The sequence below is a fragment of the Fulvivirga imtechensis AK7 genome (genome assembly GCF_000331535.1).
Lineage (GTDB): Bacteria > Bacteroidota > Bacteroidia > Cytophagales > Cyclobacteriaceae > Fulvivirga > Fulvivirga imtechensis.
On record NZ_AMZN01000039.1, the window covers coordinates 60864 to 77381 of the forward strand.

18 protein-coding genes are annotated in these 16518 nt (G+C 42.3%); 6 read left to right on the forward strand and 12 right to left on the reverse strand.

The window, feature by feature from the left end; all coding sequences use genetic code 11:
- Positions 1 to 83: 83 nt before the first annotated feature.
- The gene (locus tag C900_RS11250; RefSeq protein ID WP_009579984.1) at positions 84 to 653 is read left to right on the forward strand and encodes a GNAT family N-acetyltransferase; all 570 of its coding nucleotides are present in this window, start codon (positions 84 to 86) and stop codon (positions 651 to 653) included.
- A 134-nt stretch (positions 654 to 787) separates the two neighbouring features.
- Here the strand turns inward: C900_RS11250 and C900_RS11255 are convergent, their stop codons facing one another.
- The gene (locus C900_RS11255; RefSeq protein WP_009579985.1) at positions 788 to 2857 is read right to left on the reverse strand and encodes a helix-turn-helix domain-containing protein; all 2070 of its coding nucleotides are present in this window, start codon (positions 2855 to 2857) and stop codon (positions 788 to 790) included.
- Positions 2858 to 3150: 293 nt separating this feature from the next.
- On the opposite strand from C900_RS11255, the gene C900_RS11260 reads away from it, so the two are divergent.
- A complete protein-coding gene (locus C900_RS11260) occupies positions 3151 to 3720 on the forward strand; it encodes an ankyrin repeat domain-containing protein (RefSeq protein WP_009579986.1) in 570 nt (189 codons plus the stop codon).
- Positions 3721 to 3722: 2 nt separating this feature from the next.
- Positions 3723 to 4820 carry an acyltransferase family protein gene (locus C900_RS11265; protein ID WP_009579987.1) on the forward strand — a complete coding sequence of 366 codons (1098 nt, stop codon included), beginning with the start codon at positions 3723 to 3725 and terminating at the stop codon, positions 4818 to 4820.
- A gap of 87 nt (positions 4821 to 4907) precedes the next feature.
- Here the strand turns inward: C900_RS11265 and C900_RS11270 are convergent, their stop codons facing one another.
- From C900_RS11270 to C900_RS11290, 5 genes are all read right to left on the reverse strand, one after another.
- Complete coding sequence (locus tag C900_RS11270) at positions 4908 to 5363, reverse strand: hypothetical protein (protein ID WP_009579988.1); 456 nt, start codon at positions 5361 to 5363, stop codon at positions 4908 to 4910.
- Positions 5364 to 5707: 344 nt separating this feature from the next.
- On the reverse strand, positions 5708 to 5905 hold the full coding sequence (locus C900_RS11275) for a hypothetical protein (protein ID WP_009579989.1): 198 nt from the start codon (positions 5903 to 5905) through the stop codon (positions 5708 to 5710).
- Positions 5906 to 6208: 303 nt separating this feature from the next.
- Positions 6209 to 6784, reverse strand: a complete 576-nt coding sequence (locus C900_RS11280) for a pseudouridine synthase (protein WP_040496564.1) — start codon at positions 6782 to 6784, stop codon at positions 6209 to 6211.
- Positions 6785 to 7062: 278 nt separating this feature from the next.
- Positions 7063 to 7377 carry an imm11 family protein gene (locus C900_RS11285; RefSeq protein ID WP_009579991.1) on the reverse strand — a complete coding sequence of 105 codons (315 nt, stop codon included), beginning with the start codon at positions 7375 to 7377 and terminating at the stop codon, positions 7063 to 7065.
- Positions 7353 to 7631: a hypothetical protein gene (locus C900_RS11290; protein WP_040496566.1), complete on the reverse strand. Its 279-nt coding sequence runs from the start codon at positions 7629 to 7631 to the stop codon at positions 7353 to 7355. Before C900_RS11290 ends, C900_RS11285 begins: the two co-directional genes overlap by 25 nt.
- Positions 7632 to 7926: 295 nt before the next feature.
- Here C900_RS11290 and C900_RS28365 point away from each other — a divergent pair, with 295 nt between their 5' ends.
- A complete protein-coding gene (locus tag C900_RS28365) occupies positions 7927 to 9753 on the forward strand; it encodes an IS1096 element passenger TnpR family protein (RefSeq protein WP_009579993.1) in 1827 nt (608 codons plus the stop codon).
- A 152-nt stretch (positions 9754 to 9905) separates the two neighbouring features.
- Here C900_RS28365 and C900_RS11300 read toward each other — a convergent pair whose 3' ends face one another.
- From C900_RS11300 to C900_RS11310, 3 genes are all read right to left on the reverse strand, one after another.
- Positions 9906 to 10877 (reverse strand): DUF697 domain-containing protein, encoded by a 972-nt coding sequence (locus tag C900_RS11300; RefSeq protein ID WP_009579994.1) that lies wholly within the window; start codon positions 10875 to 10877, stop codon positions 9906 to 9908.
- 76 nt (positions 10878 to 10953) lie between these two features.
- On the reverse strand, positions 10954 to 11856 hold the full coding sequence (locus C900_RS11305) for a 3'(2'),5'-bisphosphate nucleotidase CysQ family protein (protein ID WP_009579995.1): 903 nt from the start codon (positions 11854 to 11856) through the stop codon (positions 10954 to 10956).
- Entirely contained in the window at positions 11853 to 12650 is a 798-nt protein-coding gene (locus C900_RS11310; protein ID WP_245558422.1) for an ecdysteroid 22-kinase family protein, read from the reverse strand. Before C900_RS11310 ends, C900_RS11305 begins: the two co-directional genes overlap by 4 nt.
- A gap of 372 nt (positions 12651 to 13022) precedes the next feature.
- Here C900_RS11310 and C900_RS11315 point away from each other — a divergent pair, with 372 nt between their 5' ends.
- On the forward strand, positions 13023 to 13253 hold the full coding sequence (locus C900_RS11315) for a hypothetical protein (protein WP_009579998.1): 231 nt from the start codon (positions 13023 to 13025) through the stop codon (positions 13251 to 13253).
- 60 nt (positions 13254 to 13313) lie between these two features.
- Here the strand turns inward: C900_RS11315 and C900_RS11320 are convergent, their stop codons facing one another.
- Together C900_RS11320 and C900_RS11325 are read right to left on the reverse strand one after the other, a co-directional pair.
- Positions 13314 to 13808, reverse strand: coding sequence for a hypothetical protein (locus C900_RS11320; protein ID WP_009579999.1), 495 nt, complete (start codon positions 13806 to 13808; stop codon positions 13314 to 13316).
- Between the two features lie 276 nt (positions 13809 to 14084).
- Positions 14085 to 14339, reverse strand: coding sequence for a hypothetical protein (locus C900_RS11325; RefSeq protein WP_009580000.1), 255 nt, complete (start codon positions 14337 to 14339; stop codon positions 14085 to 14087).
- Between the two features lie 200 nt (positions 14340 to 14539).
- Here C900_RS11325 and C900_RS11330 point away from each other — a divergent pair, with 200 nt between their 5' ends.
- On the forward strand, positions 14540 to 16168 hold the full coding sequence (locus tag C900_RS11330; RefSeq protein WP_009580001.1) for an isovaleryl-CoA dehydrogenase: 1629 nt from the start codon (positions 14540 to 14542) through the stop codon (positions 16166 to 16168).
- A 34-nt stretch (positions 16169 to 16202) separates the two neighbouring features.
- Here C900_RS11330 and C900_RS11335 read toward each other — a convergent pair whose 3' ends face one another.
- Positions 16203 to 16454, reverse strand: a complete 252-nt coding sequence (locus tag C900_RS11335; RefSeq protein WP_009580002.1) for a hypothetical protein — start codon at positions 16452 to 16454, stop codon at positions 16203 to 16205.
- Between the last annotated feature and the right edge of the window lie 64 nt (positions 16455 to 16518).

Below are 16518 nucleotides of genomic sequence, written 5' to 3' on the forward strand. Positions count from 1 at the left end.
AGGACTGAAGTGTATAATCAGAGCCACAACATCTGTTATCATTCCTGAGCAAAGGTACTTTCAGCTATTTACTCCTTATATATATGGAAATAAGAATTGCAAATATTGCCGATATAGAAGGTGTTCTGGCACTCCAGCAACTTTATCTTTATGATAGCCTCGCCGAAAGCGAACGGAAGAATGGTTTTGTTACCACACCATTTACCCCGCAACAGGTAGAAGCCGTCATATCAGATCAGGCGCTATTTATAGCTGTTGATGAAGGGAAGGTAGTGGCTTACATCTTTGCAGGGAGTTGGGAATTCTATAGTCAATGGCCTATCTTCCCTTATATGACATCTCTCTTCCCAGGCTTAACATTTAAGGGAAGCACTGTCAGTATAGAGAGTAGCTTCCAGTATGGTCCGATCTGCATAGATGTCTCGTACCGGGGCTCAGGGTTACTTCTGTCCTTGTTTGAATTCATGAGACAGCACATGGCTAAGCGATATCCCCTCACTGCCACCTTTATTAATAAGGTAAACGTACGCTCACTCAAAGCTCATGTCGACAAGCTGGGCTGGAGAGTGATTGGAAACTTCCAGTACAATGATAAGGACTACTGGATCCTGGCTTATGATATGGGTATACCGGCAGTTGTTAATGCCAAATGATCCTGAGCCAAAATTTTGAGATCACATTTTGACAATACTTACAATGCCTTAACGTCAAGCTTTATTGAAAAAAAAGCATCAATCGCTCTGCACTCAGCGTCCAGCGCTTCGCCCTTCAAAACAGGCTGTCTGCACTATCCGGCTTCACCCGGCAGCAAAAGCCTCTTCTCTCTAAGCACTTGTTTGATCCGTTCGTGTCTTTCCCAGAATTTTTCTTTCAACAGAGCGCACAACCGATCGAACTCCGGATGACCATTCATATTTTCAATCATTGGATCATCCTGAAACAACAGCACCCAGTAGAAGTAGTCATCTTCCTTTACAAAGCGTTTAAATTCTTCCAGGGCCCTGTCCATATCTCCTTTGTAAGAATAGTAGCTGGCCAGACTGATATGCTTGTAGATAGATTTATCATTATCTACAAAATCTTTGAATAGCTGCAGATAATTATCGGCTTTTTTATGCATGCCCAACTTGTCATGAACCACAGCTATTTTGGCGTACTCTGCAGGGTATATGTCCAGCTTCAGCGAATCTTTGACGGCAAGAAACTTACTATAGTACTCGTAAGCCAACTCATAATCCTGATTGTAATAGCAGACCTTGGCCACTTCCTGTAGTACATCCAACCTTGTAGTATCCCTGGCCAACGTATTCAGTAAGCGCTTTTTCAATCTGGCAATATCATTGTCCCTGGCGTAAAGGATATATGCTTTCACATAGTCGGAAAAGATGTTCTTAGGATTATAAATGAGTGATTTGTTAATATAGTGTTCTGCTTCGTTGATAAAACCCGCCTGAATTAGCGCATTGCTAATATGAAGATAGGTATAACTTGCGGTTAAAGAATCTTGTGAGTTGATATCCAATTGTACTCCTTTAAGTGCATATTCCAGGTATCTGGCCGTATTGGGAACGTACATAGCGTAGTAATTAGAAAGATGATTGAACACCAGGGCAGAATTGGGATTGTATTCTAATGCTTTCTCCAGGTAAGGAAGCGCCCGCTCATAATCGCGAATATTTAAATAGTAAAATGACTTGGCTATCAATGCCTCACCGAGGTGAGTATCGATCAGCAGCGCCTGGTCAGCGTAGTAGTTCAACTGTGACAGGTACTTTTTTTGGATCTGAAAAGCATCGAGATAGTAATAGGCTATAGCAATAGTTGCATAAGCCAAAGCAAAGTTTTTATCCTGTCCGACAGCTTTTTCCAACCATTTTATGGCCTCAAACATACCCTCTTTTGTGTCTTTATTCAGCTCATTTATACCTTTAAGGAAATAATCATATGCTACCATATCATTGGTTGGTACTTTTCGTATCCGCTCTTCTTCCTCCGGGGTGATGATGACCTCAATCCTTTGCGCGATACTTTTAGCTACTTCGACCTGCAGATCAAAAATGTCTCCCAGATTGCGGTGATATTCTTCCGCCCATAAATGCCGGTCGCCTGCAGCATCAATCAACTGAATATTCAGGCGGATCTCATCACCAACCTTCTGCCCACTACCTTCTACAATATAGCCGACATTCAATTCTTCGGTGATTTCCGGAATGCTTTTGGTAGTACTCCGATATTTCTCCACAGATGTGCGACTTACTACCCTCAGGTCTTCAATCTTCTGAAGGTGCCCAAGCACAGATTCCATCACTCCATTGATAATATACACATTGATGGAGTCACTGCTATTATTAACAAATGGCAGTACAGCAATTGACTTATCAGGCCGATATGGACTGTGTTTCGCATTGTTAAAAAAGAATATTGCCGCCAGAGCAAGCAATATTATGCCTGCACTTATGGCTATCCACCTGTACCTGCTGTTATGCTTAGGCTGAGCTATGGTAGAGTTTTCTGCAGCAGCACAGTTAACGTCTTGCTGGCTGGCCTCCCCCGGGGTATAGCCGTATTGTTCCCGAAAGCATTTAATAAAATAGGACGTACTGCTGAAGCCCACCTTATAGGATATCTCGGAAACTGTAAAAACATCGGTTTTCAGCATTTCCATAGCCCTGTTAAGCCTCACCTGACGGATGAATTGGCTGACGGAGGCGCTCGTTTCTTTTTGAACCTTGCGCAGCAGGTTAGACCGGCTCATATTCATGGCGTCAGCCAGCTCGGAAACGCCAAACTGTTCGTTGGCGATATTTTCCTCAATAAGCTCAGTAATGCGCTGCAGAAATGGTGACGAACTTTGCATTGTTTATGGTATTAGCCGCTAAAGGTTACTGGAATAAATCACAGCAAAGATTCTGTTACAACTGCGATTTAGTGTCGACACTGGCTTTCTCTCCACTTGCCAAAAGTGCTGAAAATTATAATCAAAATAAAATCCCAAAGTACGAATAAAAACAGGTTTTGCATCATAATTTATACCCTTGCATCATAATTAATATTAAATACTCAAACCTTATATATTTTGCTTTTTTCGTGATTAGCAGCGCCATTCCCTTTACCACAACTTTGTAGAATAAATTTTAAATCAGAAAAATCATGCAAAATTTAACAATTAAAGGAGTGCTGGCTGCATTAGTCATATCATTAATTGCAGCTTGTAGTGGGAACAGCCAGGAAATGGGAGCATCTGACAAGCAGTCTACCGCCAAAGCGCCCGGAATAAGTATTCATGAGGCTGCCTTCATGGGAAATACAAAAGCCGTGCAGGAGCATATAGCGGCTGGTACTGACCTCAACCAAAAAGACCAATGGGGGTCAACTCCACTAACTATAACAGCAACATTCAACAGAACGGAAGCCGGCAAGGCATTAATTGAAGGTGGCGCTGACCTTAATGCACCAAACAATGAAGGCTCCACTCCTCTTCATGTGGCCACATTTTTTGGTCGAACTGAACTGGTCGAGGCATTGCTGAAAGCAGGTGCGGACAAGAATGTAAAAAACAATTTCGGAAGCACTGCCCTGGAGGTGGCGAATACACCATTCGAAACATTAAAGCCTATATATGATCAGCTCGGCAAGGACTTGGGGCCTCTCGGGCTCAAGCTTGATTATGATCAACTGAAAAAGGCGCATCCGGTGATTGCCGAAATGTTGAAAAAGTAAGAATGATGGATAACAGAAGATATGACATCGACTGGCTAAGGGTGATTGCCATTGGCTTGCTGTTGATCTACCACATAGCTATTGTGTTTCAACCTTGGGGTGTTTTCATTGGCTTTATGCAGAGCCCTGAGTCGCTGGAATCTATTTGGATACCTATGTCGGCCCTGAATGTTTGGAGAATTCCTCTCCTGTTCTTTGTCTCCGGTATGGGCGTATGGTTTGCCATACAAAAGCGCAACCTAAAATCACTCCTTCTTGAACGTGCAGGGAGGATATTTCTACCTTTTATTTTTGGATTGCTATTCATCGTTCCCATTCACCAACTGTTATGGCAGCACTATTACAACCAGGACATGGCCTGGATTCCAGGGCCGGCACATCTGTGGTTTCTTGGTAACATTTCCATTTATGTATTGCTGTTATCACCGCTGTTCATCTACCTTAAAGGGAAGGAAGGCAGCAGGGTAAAAATTTGGTTGCAACGACTGTTTTGTAACCCACTAAGCCTATTTGTTTTGGCTATACCTTTTGTATTGGAGACTGTACTGATCCGTCCCGAACCATACGAGCTCTATGCCCTCACCTGGCATGGGTTCGTTCTCGGATTTCTGTGTTTCATTGCTGGTTTCTGCTGTATGGTAGGTGGTGAGACCTTTTGGCCGACAGTATTGAAATGGCGTTGGGTCTATCTGGGTACGGGAATAGCCCTGTTTTTGGTCAGACTTATTGCATTTGATCTGAAGGGGCCTGAAATCCTTCTGCCGGTAGAAACTTTGCATTGGATCTTTGGTGTATTTGGCTTGGGTTACAAACATCTGAACAGGAAAAGTAAAGTGTTACATGTCTTAAGTCAGGCCGCATATCCGGTTTATATTGTCCATATGGTATGGTTGTACCTGGGTACGTATCTTATTCTGCCGCTGGAGATGCCTGTGGGCGCTAAGTTCGTGGCTGTTATTGCTTTTACAGCAGTAGGATGCTTTACCAACTACGAAATTATCCGGAATCTTAATTGGTTAAAGCCTTTTTTGGGGCTGAGGAATCTAAAAAAAGTGAAAGGGCAAGCTGATTTTAAAAATGCGAAGGTGGTCAATATCTGATCACCTTCCATTGTTATCCTGTGTGCTGATCGCAAAAAATCAGTAAATTTCTTTTGTTCAATTTCGAACTTCCAACCCTAACATTACTCATGACTTTCGGGCTTTATTTTTACCCTCGTCACTCATGGCAAAGCTACGGGTCATTTTCTTGATGAATGTTACTCTTCTGAAACGTAAAGCGCTCCAATCTTCGTCAATAGCCACGGCACGTACGCCTTCATAGCCATACTTACCCAGCGACTGCCAGCCATTGTCTCTGTTAATATTCACTTTATACTTTTTAGAAGTTCCCTTGGGGTAAGCAAACCATACTATACCATCTCCCTTTAGCTTCTTATCGATGTCGGGAACAACAGCATCAACCTCAGCAATTGATTTAACGAACACCAGAACAAAATCAATCTCCTCACACTTACCTGGATCGGTTTTTATATCAGTTGTTCCTTTCATGGCCTCAACCTCATCGTTAAATTCGGCAGGATGGTTAATAATACATATCTCTTTTTGATCTTTATAGTTTAGTTTTTTGAATGTTGTAGTCATAGCTAGGATTATTTTAATACATCAGAAAATAAGTTGGAGTGCCATTGCTAAACAAATATAAGTAGAGCTTGAAATAAAATTCTAAGTGTCTGTAAGAAAACATTCCAGCTAAAGAGCGGGATGAAGTCCGAAAAAAAGGAGGCCAGTATGCTGAAGAGGCCCATTGTCACCATTCGAGTCTCAGAAAAATCTACTTTTCTGTATAATTTTGGGTTTTGAGCAATTACTCCTGCCTTTTCATTACTAAGATGCAGTAATTTGATGGAATAGGTATTTGATTCATTGGGATTAACCCAGTGTTCTAAAATGGCTTCTTCTTTGTCTGGCGGCTGTTTGAGTTCAGACTATTTTTCGTTGAGCCATCCAACTTCTTGCTTATTCAGAGAATCTTGATCTATCAGCATACCCGTTTGAATATCCTCATCACTCATTGCTAACATTATCTTCTGTTCTTCAGTCAAAGCAATCGAAGCTTCCTGAATATTTGAAGAATCAATTATTTTTTCGAAGGCCTTTAGATAATCTGAGTTGCTGGTTGCCATCAATCTATCAATAAGCCTGTTTCTAATTTCACCTGCACTTGCCTTATATCAAATATAACTCAAACCAACAAAGAATCATTCAATAGCCGTACAAATTCGCCCTCCTCCTGATATAACTACAAGGAAACACGAATGGAGTTACTAAGAGGCTAATGCACAAACTATCTATCTACCCGTAACCCTTGAACTCAAGCTATCTTAAATATAATGCAGTGAACATTATATAACAAGCACATATAGCAATCACGCAAAGCCATATTGGGTTCTCCGTTCAGTTGAATTTGCTGTTAACAGACTGCAATTTCACTCATAGTCAAATCCATCCACTTTTATAACTTCACCAGCCTCCATTTTAGGCAATTCAATGTTCCCGATGCGAATCCTGATCAGTCTTAAGGTGGGAAAACCTACAGCGGCAGTCATTTTACGAATTTGTCTGAATTTACCTTCATTAATGGTGATTGATAACCAACTGGTGGGACCGTGCCTCTCCCCTCTTATTCTTACCACAGGTTTAAGATCCGGAGCTGTTTTTAAAAGCGACACTTTACAAGGTAGTGTCTGATATTTTTTGCCTCTTCCCAGGCCTATCTCTACACCTTCCCGCAGCTTCAGGATAGCCTGATGAGTTATTTCTCCATTAACCTGCACGTAATACTCTTTTTCGACATTCTTGCTTCGAACCAGTTCGCTTATCTGACCATCGGTAGTCAAAAGCAACAGGCCTTCAGAATTTTCATCTAATCTACCGATAGCCATGGTACTTTCAGGGAAATCGAATAGTTCTCCCAGCAGTTTCTTATTTCGTCTTTTGCCTTCATTCCTCACAAATTGTGAGATATACCCGGACGGCTTATAAATGATAAAATGGTGATGCACGATGAGGAAAGATAATTACATATCTTGAGAACTTCATCTGCTGGGCTACGAAAAATATAGAACCACAACCTCGTCATCCCGGACACTCAGCGATGGCCACCTGGGGGGGGACTTCCTGAGATTCAAAAGAATTGCCTTCGTTATTAACAGGGTCCTTCCCTCATCAGGAGACATCTGGGTGGAGGAGGTTTTTGTCATGAAAACAGGGTTCAGCGGCTGATTGAATTGGTGCGGTTTAAAGTTTTAGTATCATTTTTCGACCTCGCAATTTCTAAACCTTAAAGTGAAAAATCTTCCGGTTTATAAAAAGTAAAACCTGAAATTCCGGCTCCTTCCAGCCCCGCTTTCAGCCTGTCGCTTACCACGAGAAGAGGAAGGAATTCAGCCATTCTGAAAATATCCCCGCATTCTTTTGCTTTCAGAACTCTTAACTTAAGCTTATCAATAAATTCAATAGTACCATCCCTAAAATACTCCAGTTCGGACTGCTCCTGGTCTACACAATTAAATCTATTAACAACATTAGCGATCCAATACGGTGCTAAAATCTTTTGATTACCTTCATCGATCAACTTTGCAGGAAAAAACTGCATCTGTTCCGGTGCAAGACGATCAAAAATCGTTTTTTTTTTTCATTTACCAACAGCCCACGTACACCAAATGCCACTATGTTATCTGTCAGGATCTCATCAGGGTTCATCCGGAACGGAATTGGTATTACAGGCAGATCAATAGAAACCTTCTCCCCTTCATCAAATCGCCAGTCATTTTCGTCAATTACAGGAGGAACATGATCTATTGATACTTCATATTCATCAGATCGTTCGCTTAACATGATCCAGTACATATATGCAAGAATTACTTTTTTCAATAAAAAAAGGCGGAGTATCAATCCAAGTGTCACCAAAGCCTGCCAGCAACACAATTATAGAAAATTATCAATTATTTCGTTCCTTAATAACCGTTAACTATTTGATGAGACGATTAGCTCCGTCCATTGACCCTTGCCTAACTTTATAATCTTCTGCCAAAAATCATTCATTACAGGCTGATTATCAGGTGCTGTTTTAAAGTGACAGCGTCAGTTGAAATTTTAGCCATACACTATCTTTCTTGTTGTTAAATACCTTAATTTTGATCTAATGATCAATATCTATCAATTTCATATAGAACTCAGAGATAGTGACCCTAAAATCTGGCGCAGAATACAGGTTACGGCAGACGCAACGTTTGAAGAACTTCATGACATCATACAGCTTGCTATGGGCTGGGAAAGTGACCACCTGTATGAGTTTACCGTGGGTAATACCAAAGTTTATGATTTTCAGGATGCTATCGATGAGGGCAACAACCCTTTGGAAAGGGATAGTATGGATACGTTACTGGATGAATTAGTTACTAAAGAGAAATCCCGATTCATTTATGTATATGATTTTGGCGACCACTGGGAGCATGTCATCCGATTGGAAAAGGTTCTATCAAAAGAGAAAGATCAGCCCCTCCCTGTTTGTATCGAAGGTGAAGGTGCATGTCCACCGGAAGATTCTGGGGGCATTCTGGCTTACCGGGAAATGATCAGTATTTTGGCCGACAGGGGCCATCCTGAATATGATTATGTAATGGAATGGCTGGGCGAAGATTGGAATTCTGAATTTTTTGATTGCAACAGGGCTAACAGTTTGTTGCAGGATTATGCCGAACAGTGTGAGGAAATTTATGACGAAGCTAGTGAAATTTTTGCAAATCTTTCAGAAAATGAACCAGACAACTATCCGGATGAAGGTTTTGAAAATGAGTATGATGAGTTGAGCAAATATTCTTGTCCTGAAGATGTTCTCCGGAGCGAATACATACGTGAAGATATGGAAGACTGGTTGGGAATCGCACTGGAAGAACCGAAAAGCGTAGAATTTCGGACTTCAGAACGCTTGTGTGGCCTTGGCTTTGATAAAAAAGAGGCGAATAACATGATACTACAAGCCTTATCGGTAGAGTGGTTTTATGAACTGAAATATGAGATCGACCACATGGAAGATCGCTATGCATATAATCTCGATCACCTTCCCGACTCACCTCTGGAGATAACACGGCTGCAAGATGCGCTGGCTATACTTGATGGTTGTGTAAAAGGTGTGCCATTTTCAGCCATCGAATACTTGCAAAATGATTCCTCGGAAGAGGCTACCGCAGCTATTTTGATGGCTTTGGCAAATCGTCCGAAAGATGACACGGATGTTCCGTTTTGGTATACTGTGGCTGCTGAAGGCCATCTGTGCGAAGAGTTGATTGATCCGGTGATTAAGTTGTACGAAGGTAGTTGGGGTTCAGACTGGCTGCACGATCAGGGGCAGTACCTGATCGGAAAGCTGGCTCAGAAGTATCCTGAACTGACATCAAAAAAGGTGTTGGATGCAATGGAAAAGGATGCGGACAATCGTGCAATGCCGTACATATTTTACCTGTTTGACGTTTTTTATTTCTGTGATGCTGCTATATACAAAGCACGTTTGCTTGCACTTCTTGAGCGTGACGACCTTTCCTGGTATGATACATTAGCTGGCACTATTGCTGATTTGCAGATCTCAGAAGGACTTCCGGTATTGAAAAGGAAGCTTAAAGATCTGCAAATTTCTCATGATGATGAATGGCGTCAGCATAATTTAGTTGAAGTAAATGAGGCCATCCAAGTTCTGGAGGGTGAACTGACATTGGATCCGGAATTTTCAAAACCCTTGTGTCTAAAGCGCGAAGGGTCTTGGAAGGACCACCTGATACAGCACGAACACCTCTTTTATGACGATGGAGGCTACTTTGATTTTTTGGAAAACCCTGACCATTATCTTCCTTCATCAACCCTATGGCCGCTCTTTTCTGACTCGAAGCCTTACATTAAAGAGAAAGTACCCGGACGAAACGACCCATGTTATTGCGGAAGCGGTAAGAAATACAAGAAATGCTGTATGGGCTGAATAGAAAGTAACCGATATAATAGAACCGATTAAATTGTATTCGTATCCAAAACAGACCTAAAACATCTCTTTCTAAGGTCTTTCTGCTGTCCCGAACTTGCCTAACTTGCCTCGGGGAGGCACGAAGAATGCGAAAAAACCCCCTCGCTGGATCAAGCGGAAGGATCAATAGCTTCTGACCCTTTATTTCTTTTAAAAATACCAGTCACTCCTCTCACACCTGATTTGAGAGTGTTTTTACCAGCATTTTTTATTGCAGACATCACACTGGTGACTACCTTCCCGGAAGATTCGAGGACTAAGTTTTTCAATAAACCGGAGGCGGTAATGAATGAGTTCTTTCTAATGGTTTTGCGATCAGCTATATCCCACGAACCACAATAGCGCTGGGTTACAATGCCCACTCTTAACGTCAGGAAAGCATTGGTGGAGCCCTCTAAAAGGCTATCAGTTATGATGTGTGCGGCATGGCCAATAACAGGGATAGACCTTCCCGGGCTGCGAAGCACGGCATTAATGATAGGCTCTACCTGCCGGGTAATATCGATTTCATCCAGCTCCGAAGCAATCAGGGCTGTAGCTCCCACATTGCCATAAAGCTTGATCATGTCCCTGATGGATGGCCGCTGCCAATAAATATGGGCGACCCTCCAGATCATCCTGCTTTGCGTAATGAATACCGTCAGAGCATCAAGCTTACCGTTTTGCGAAATAGCGGTAGTTAAGAATACACTTTTAGCCGTCTGCTTGATGACGGTGTGTGCTTCCCTGTTTAGCAATTCCAGCGCCTGCTTCATGCCCTCTTCAGTAGCTATATCAAGGCCAGCCTTTTTCACCAGCCTATTTCTGGATAGTCGATATTTTAATACGGCATGATATTGAGCTTCCTCTTCATAATTGTCAGGAAAAGTAACTGACTTAGGCAACCTGGCGATCAAAACAAAAGGTATGAGCAACAACAGACAAACAGTGACACTGATAAAACCCGTAATCAGCCATGCCAGAGTTTCATTGACCGTGGTAAGGTTAGCATGAAAAGATATAATCTGATTGACGGCAAATAAAACAAAGCCCAGAATCAGGGCCAGCGAAACAAATATTCCTATCTTTTTTAATGTCTTCATATTGTTATATATCAGACAGAGAAAGCGGGTAAAAGGTTACGAAAAACTGGCTGAATTAAAGTTGGAAGAATCGATCCTACCGATCAGGACACCTCCTGAACTCCAATTTCTGTCCCAAAGTGATAATACAATCCGCCAAATCGCCATGAGTCGTATATAGAATGCCTACGTCATGCATAAAGGTGGTTTCCGGATTATTGAGATGAAGTCGTTTGCCACGAGAATCAGATACATGCAATCCCAGTTCTTCAAAAAACAACCGTGTTGCGGCATAGTCCCAAATACTGCCCCCTCCTTTTAGTTTTTTAGGAAATTTAAAATAACAACCAGCACCAGAGTTCATTACCCCTAAAGCGTTTCTAACAGCCCCAAAGCCGGAGTGGTAGTGTATTCGGGCCTTGAGATGTGTTGCCCATTCATTCAAGTGGTTAGTAATTATTTGAAAATAATCTTCAGACTGGAAACTCCTGTCCATGTATACGTGTATGGTATCATTTGCAATCGTATTTGCGCGAGCGAATGGTTCGTCATTTAACCAGACACCCCATCCTTTAATGGATGTATAACATAACTCTAAATCGGGCACATACACCACACCAATTACAGGATCTCCTGAATTTGTAATCAGTGCAATGGAAACAGCATAACCTGTCCGTCCTTCGGTAAAAGGAAGGGTACCATCCATCGGGTCAATACACCAGAAATAAGATTTCTCAACTCTGGACTGATCGTCAGCACCCTCCTCTGCCAGTAATCCTAAACCATAGGACTGGATAGTATTGTGTAAGCTTCTGAATATTATTTCCTGAGCCCTTACGTCTATATCTGTTACTATCCGAGAAGCCAGGGAATTACCACCCTCTTTGTGTGTTTTCGTATTATATTTGGCAAACCGGGACTGTATATATTGGCCCGCTGCTAATGCTGCAGAGGTTGCTTTCCGGCAAAGCAATCTTAAATCCTTTTCCTGCAAAGTCATTTGATTGTTAATTCGTCAATCACCTGCTGAGTCAGTCGCTTGCTATAATCATGCATCTTCCAGTGCCCCGGACTCCAACCATCAAGAAATCGATAGAAATCCGCCCAGGCATAAGGGTATAATAAGCTCCATTCATCTTTAACCTGCTGATAATCAATCTTATTATCTAATGTTACTTCAAGTTGTTTGAAGTAATGACCGAGCAACTCACTTTCATGGATAGCAGAAGCTTCTTCATCGAAACAACTACTGATAAAATAAGCAACATCTTTCATTCCACACCCTTTTCCCACATACTGGAAGTCTACTGCTGCTACCGCGCTGGTTTCGCTAAAGCAAAAATTGGCCAGTTTAGCATCTCCATGAACGATTGTTTGATATTTGGCCCTTTGTAATCGATCATCTATATCTTTCGCCGCATGTTTTAACGATACATTCTCCATGCGTTCCCATTCATCGGGGCGTGTATCCAGATGCCAGTAAGCACCTACCGGCCATAGCCCCAGGGGTGCTACTCCCATGAATCTGGCATGAAAATTTGCTAGCCAGGTAAGGCAATTTTTGGCATTTTCCAGGGTAACCTCATCCGGATCAAGGCGGATATGGTATCCGCTTGCATTCAAATCCTCCATGATCAGCAATAGTTCGTTTCCTTTTACCACGGTGTGGTAGCTATGCGGGACTCTGCAAAACTCATTCGTCCGGCGGGCAAAGTCTTTATACCATCTCCTCTCTATTAAGCTTTCGCTGATGTGATAAAGGTGTATTCCAACCTCTTGGGTGTTTATTTCCATTCGGCAATTGAATGTGTTTGACTATTACGCTCGGGTAGTTGCCACCCTCTAAAAAATAACGCTTTATCTCCCCATAACCACTCCACAGCGTTTGTACTGATTGTGCCCGGATGATGGTTGAAGCGCCAGTGGTCACAAGTATTTCCTTATGTAATTCCAACATACAGGCTCAAAGCTGACTTTTTTTAATGGGATCAGCAAATTTGGATGGCTCACCGATTAAGGCTATGCTGAATGTTTTACATCACCGGGCTACGAATTCCAGAATTGGTGTGGTGGGACACATGCTAACTTTGCTGAGTATTACTCTCGATGCGTGTTTTTGCTGTTGCGGAATCAAACAAGTTTTTAAAATATTCTCTATTTTAGAATATGATAAAAATAGACTCCCAATACAAAGCCCTATTACTTGAGGCGTTGGAAGATATGATGTATAAACTTTCACTTCAGTTGGATGAATTGAAAGGAGGACCTTTAGATCAGGAACGTAAGGCGCTTACACAAAAACAGACCGAGGTGGAAAAGTTGCACATATTATTTCTATCTATCAGGAATAAAGGGGCAATTGACCAGTGTAGTGCATGTTATGATTTCAAATTTTAACGCAACATAATAGAAAAAGAGGGTGAAATAGTAAATGAATTTAGTGGATCATCACACTAGTCAGCTAACTAACACCCTGCCATTAACCGTTTGCTCATAAAAGTGGTGTATATCAAACATTTGCTGGGCTCCAAGCTTTTGTCCGGCCTGGCTGGCCAGGTACAATAGCAATGCCAGCCCCCCTAATACGGGAATGCCCCAGAGCATAGAGGCATCCTTTCCTAGGCTCCATAAGCTAAAGCCCCATGCCCCGATAAAAAGCGCCAATAATCCTAAGATCACATATCCGAAAAAGAAAACGGCCCAGAGAGAGGGGTTAGGACCGTACAAGCCCCGTATAACCACATATTCGGCTTCTTGCTCGAAGGTTAAATGCAATTGTGGCGACCAAAAATGACGACCATCAGGATGAATTCTGATGTAAATATGGCCTGGAAGGTACTTAAAAACGAATTGCTTTTCATTGGCTAAAGCCATTCGGATCTTTTGTTCTATATCTCCGTGATGTGCCTTGATGAGCTGTTTAAACCGGGGCCTAATTCTGAAACTTGACATGGCGCACTTAATTAGTGTCTCTAAGAAAACGTCAATGTATGCGTTACGCTCGCCCCAAAAATGCTCACGTACCTCAGTACGCTCCGCTTTTTGGGACTTCGTCCCGCCCTTTGGCGGGAACGTTTTCTTAAAGCCACTTAGAGTTTTCTTACAAACCTAATTATAATTAGTGTTTGTAAAAACTACAATGACTTTTGTCAGTCATTGATGGTGAATCTGATATGGAGCTGCATTCGGAGAAGCTAAAAATACTCCGCCACATCTCACTTCACTGTGCTATGTCAAAGGATGCGTTTTCAAATTACCCTGGACTCCGAATACAAGCGATTCCCGGCTACTTAAATTGCTATTCTTAATGTACTTGTCCAGCTCATCGCGACTCTCCACATATGCAGGCTGATAATCATACTCGAATTCATCCCAAAGGACCAGCAGATAATGGTAGCCAAGATTGCTCTGCCTACCGTTTTCTAACCACGAATTAAAAAGCTCCTCATTCAGGGATTTAGGAAAATCAGAACCATCAAACACAGAAAAGTATTATTTCACTGAACTGATGGCAATTTAGATAACTGCATCTGACTAACCAAATTCGGGACTGGAAGATTGCTGGTCTTCTTTCCCGTGTTAGCATAAAAAAGGGAAGCTGTCTTAAATGAAAAGAATGATGCCCTTTAGTATTGTTATAAATGTTAGTATTTTATGACTGGTAACACTTTAAAAAATAAAACATGGAAACGCACGAGGTATTCAATCAAAGTCCAATTCTTGAGGATATAAATCTTTTCGAAATTGACAAGCCACTGCAACTGATGCTAAAGCACTCTCATGCTGATTGGGGGTTGGCAACGGTAAGGGATTACGGTAACATGGTAGGTACAAGGCAGATGATAGAAAATGGAAGGCTAGCCAATAAATACACCCCTGTGTTTGAGTCACATAACGCCCGTGGCTTCAGAATAGATGAAGTCGATTTTCACCCTGCCTATCATGAATTGATGACCCAGGGAATAAAGAATAGTTTACATGCCCTGCCCTGGGCTGAGCCGCAACCGGGGGCCCACCTTGTCCGTCTGGCATTGTTTTACTTGCATGCTCAAAACGAAGCAGGTACCTGCTGCCCAATCACCATGACATTCTCGTGCATGCCCGCCATACAAAAGTATCTCCCAAAAGCTGAAGAGTGGATACCACAGATCCTTTCAAGAGACTATGATCCTTCAAACAAACCCTATTTCGAAAAACGGGGATTAACCATCGGTATGGCCATGACCGAAAAGCAGGGGGGCTCTGATGTAAGGGCCAACACTACCGAAGCCAGGCCTGTCAACAAAAGTGGTTCCGGAACATTATATCAGCTAACAGGTCATAAATGGTTCTGTTCCGCTCCCATGAGTGACGCTTTTTTAACTTTGGCTCAAACAGCCCATGGAATCTCCTGCTTTTTGTTACCCCGGTGGCTTCCTGACGGCACCAAAAATCACTTCCGCATTCAACGGCTGAAGGATAAGCTCGGTAACCGTTCCAATGCTTCATCGGAAATTGAGTTTGATAGCGCTCAGGCATGGTTAATGGGCGAAGAAGGCAGGGGTGTATCTGTTATTTTGGAGATGGTCGCATTAACACGGTATGATTGTATGATTGGCTCTTCAGCACTAATGCGTAGAGGGCTTACGGAAGTGCTTCACCATATTCAACACCGAAAGACTTTCGGCCATTTTCTGGTCGACCAACCATTAATGCAAAACGTTGTTGCGGATCTATGCCTGGAATCGGAAGCAACGCTGGCGATGACATATCGAACAGCGCTTTGCCTGGAAAATAGTGCAAAGGAAGAAGAAAAGCTGCTGCTACGGCTTTTAACTCCGATTGGGAAGTACTGGACTACCAAACGCAGTATCCCCTTTCTGGGGGAAGCCATGGAATGTCTGGGCGGAAATGGTTATGTCGAAAGTGGCGTATTATCACGATTATATCGGGAAGCACCTGTAAATGCAATATGGGAAGGTAGCGGTAATGTTCAATGCCTGGATGTAATTCGCGCGGTCACAAGGTCACCAGCAGCATTAGATGCGTTAATTGGTGAATTAGGGTCTGCAAAGGGAAATTTGTCTACCTATGATAGCTTTATTGAAAAACTAAGTTCAAATCATAATCAGTTATCTGAAAGGCAGGCAAGACATTTTGTAGAGCAGTTAGCAAAAGCAGCACAGGCAGCAGCGCTAATCAAATCAGGCCGGGATCATATTGCAGAAGCCTATTGCCAATCCAGGCTAGAGGAAAATTCCGCAGGATGGATGTTTGGTAATCTCCCGGACTCCATTGATTGCAAGAAAATAGTTGAGGATCATTTATTTTGAATGTAAAACTTCCAGTTTATGTGATCCGGTTTTTTTAGATAACCCTGGACTCGGAGTATAAATCATAAGCAGCTACGAGCGTTTCCCGGCTGCTTAAATTTTGCTGTTTAGCATAGGTATCCAGCTCGTCACGGCTTTCTAAGTAAACCGGCTGATAATCAGACTCAACTTCATCCCAGATGATCAGCAGGTAATGATATCCGAGGTTGCTCTGCCGGCCATCTTCCAACCAGGAATCAAAAAGGTCTTCATTAAGTGATTTAGGAAAATCAGATCCACCGAACATAGGAAAAGTATTATTTATACAATAATAGACAACTACATCTGGCTAAGCAAATTAACAATTCTAC

Excerpts from the sequence above, each read along its gene's own strand:
- C900_RS11250 (WP_009579984.1), top strand. The coding sequence starts at position 84 with ATGGAAATAAGAATTGCAAATATTGCCGATATAGAAGGTGTTCTGGCA.
- C900_RS11255 (WP_009579985.1), bottom strand. The coding sequence starts at position 2,857 with ATGCAAAGTTCGTCACCATTTCTGCAGCGCATTACTGAGCTTATTGAG.
- C900_RS11260 (WP_009579986.1), top strand. The coding sequence starts at position 3,151 with ATGCAAAATTTAACAATTAAAGGAGTGCTGGCTGCATTAGTCATATCA.
- C900_RS11265 (WP_009579987.1), top strand. The coding sequence starts at position 3,723 with ATGATGGATAACAGAAGATATGACATCGACTGGCTAAGGGTGATTGCC.
- C900_RS11270 (WP_009579988.1), bottom strand. The coding sequence starts at position 5,363 with ATGACTACAACATTCAAAAAACTAAACTATAAAGATCAAAAAGAGATA.
- C900_RS11275 (WP_009579989.1), bottom strand. The coding sequence starts at position 5,905 with ATGGCAACCAGCAACTCAGATTATCTAAAGGCCTTCGAAAAAATAATT.
- C900_RS11285 (WP_009579991.1), bottom strand. The coding sequence starts at position 7,377 with ATGCAGTTTTTTCCTGCAAAGTTGATCGATGAAGGTAATCAAAAGATT.
- C900_RS11290 (WP_040496566.1), bottom strand. The coding sequence starts at position 7,631 with ATGTACTGGATCATGTTAAGCGAACGATCTGATGAATATGAAGTATCA.
- C900_RS28365 (WP_009579993.1), top strand. The coding sequence starts at position 7,927 with ATGATCAATATCTATCAATTTCATATAGAACTCAGAGATAGTGACCCT.
- C900_RS11300 (WP_009579994.1), bottom strand. The coding sequence starts at position 10,877 with ATGAAGACATTAAAAAAGATAGGAATATTTGTTTCGCTGGCCCTGATT.
- C900_RS11305 (WP_009579995.1), bottom strand. The coding sequence starts at position 11,856 with ATGACTTTGCAGGAAAAGGATTTAAGATTGCTTTGCCGGAAAGCAACC.
- C900_RS11310 (WP_245558422.1), bottom strand. The coding sequence starts at position 12,650 with ATGGAAATAAACACCCAAGAGGTTGGAATACACCTTTATCACATCAGC.
- C900_RS11315 (WP_009579998.1), top strand. The coding sequence starts at position 13,023 with ATGATAAAAATAGACTCCCAATACAAAGCCCTATTACTTGAGGCGTTG.
- C900_RS11320 (WP_009579999.1), bottom strand. The coding sequence starts at position 13,808 with ATGTCAAGTTTCAGAATTAGGCCCCGGTTTAAACAGCTCATCAAGGCA.
- C900_RS11330 (WP_009580001.1), top strand. The coding sequence starts at position 14,540 with ATGGAAACGCACGAGGTATTCAATCAAAGTCCAATTCTTGAGGATATA.
- C900_RS11335 (WP_009580002.1), bottom strand. The coding sequence starts at position 16,454 with ATGTTCGGTGGATCTGATTTTCCTAAATCACTTAATGAAGACCTTTTT.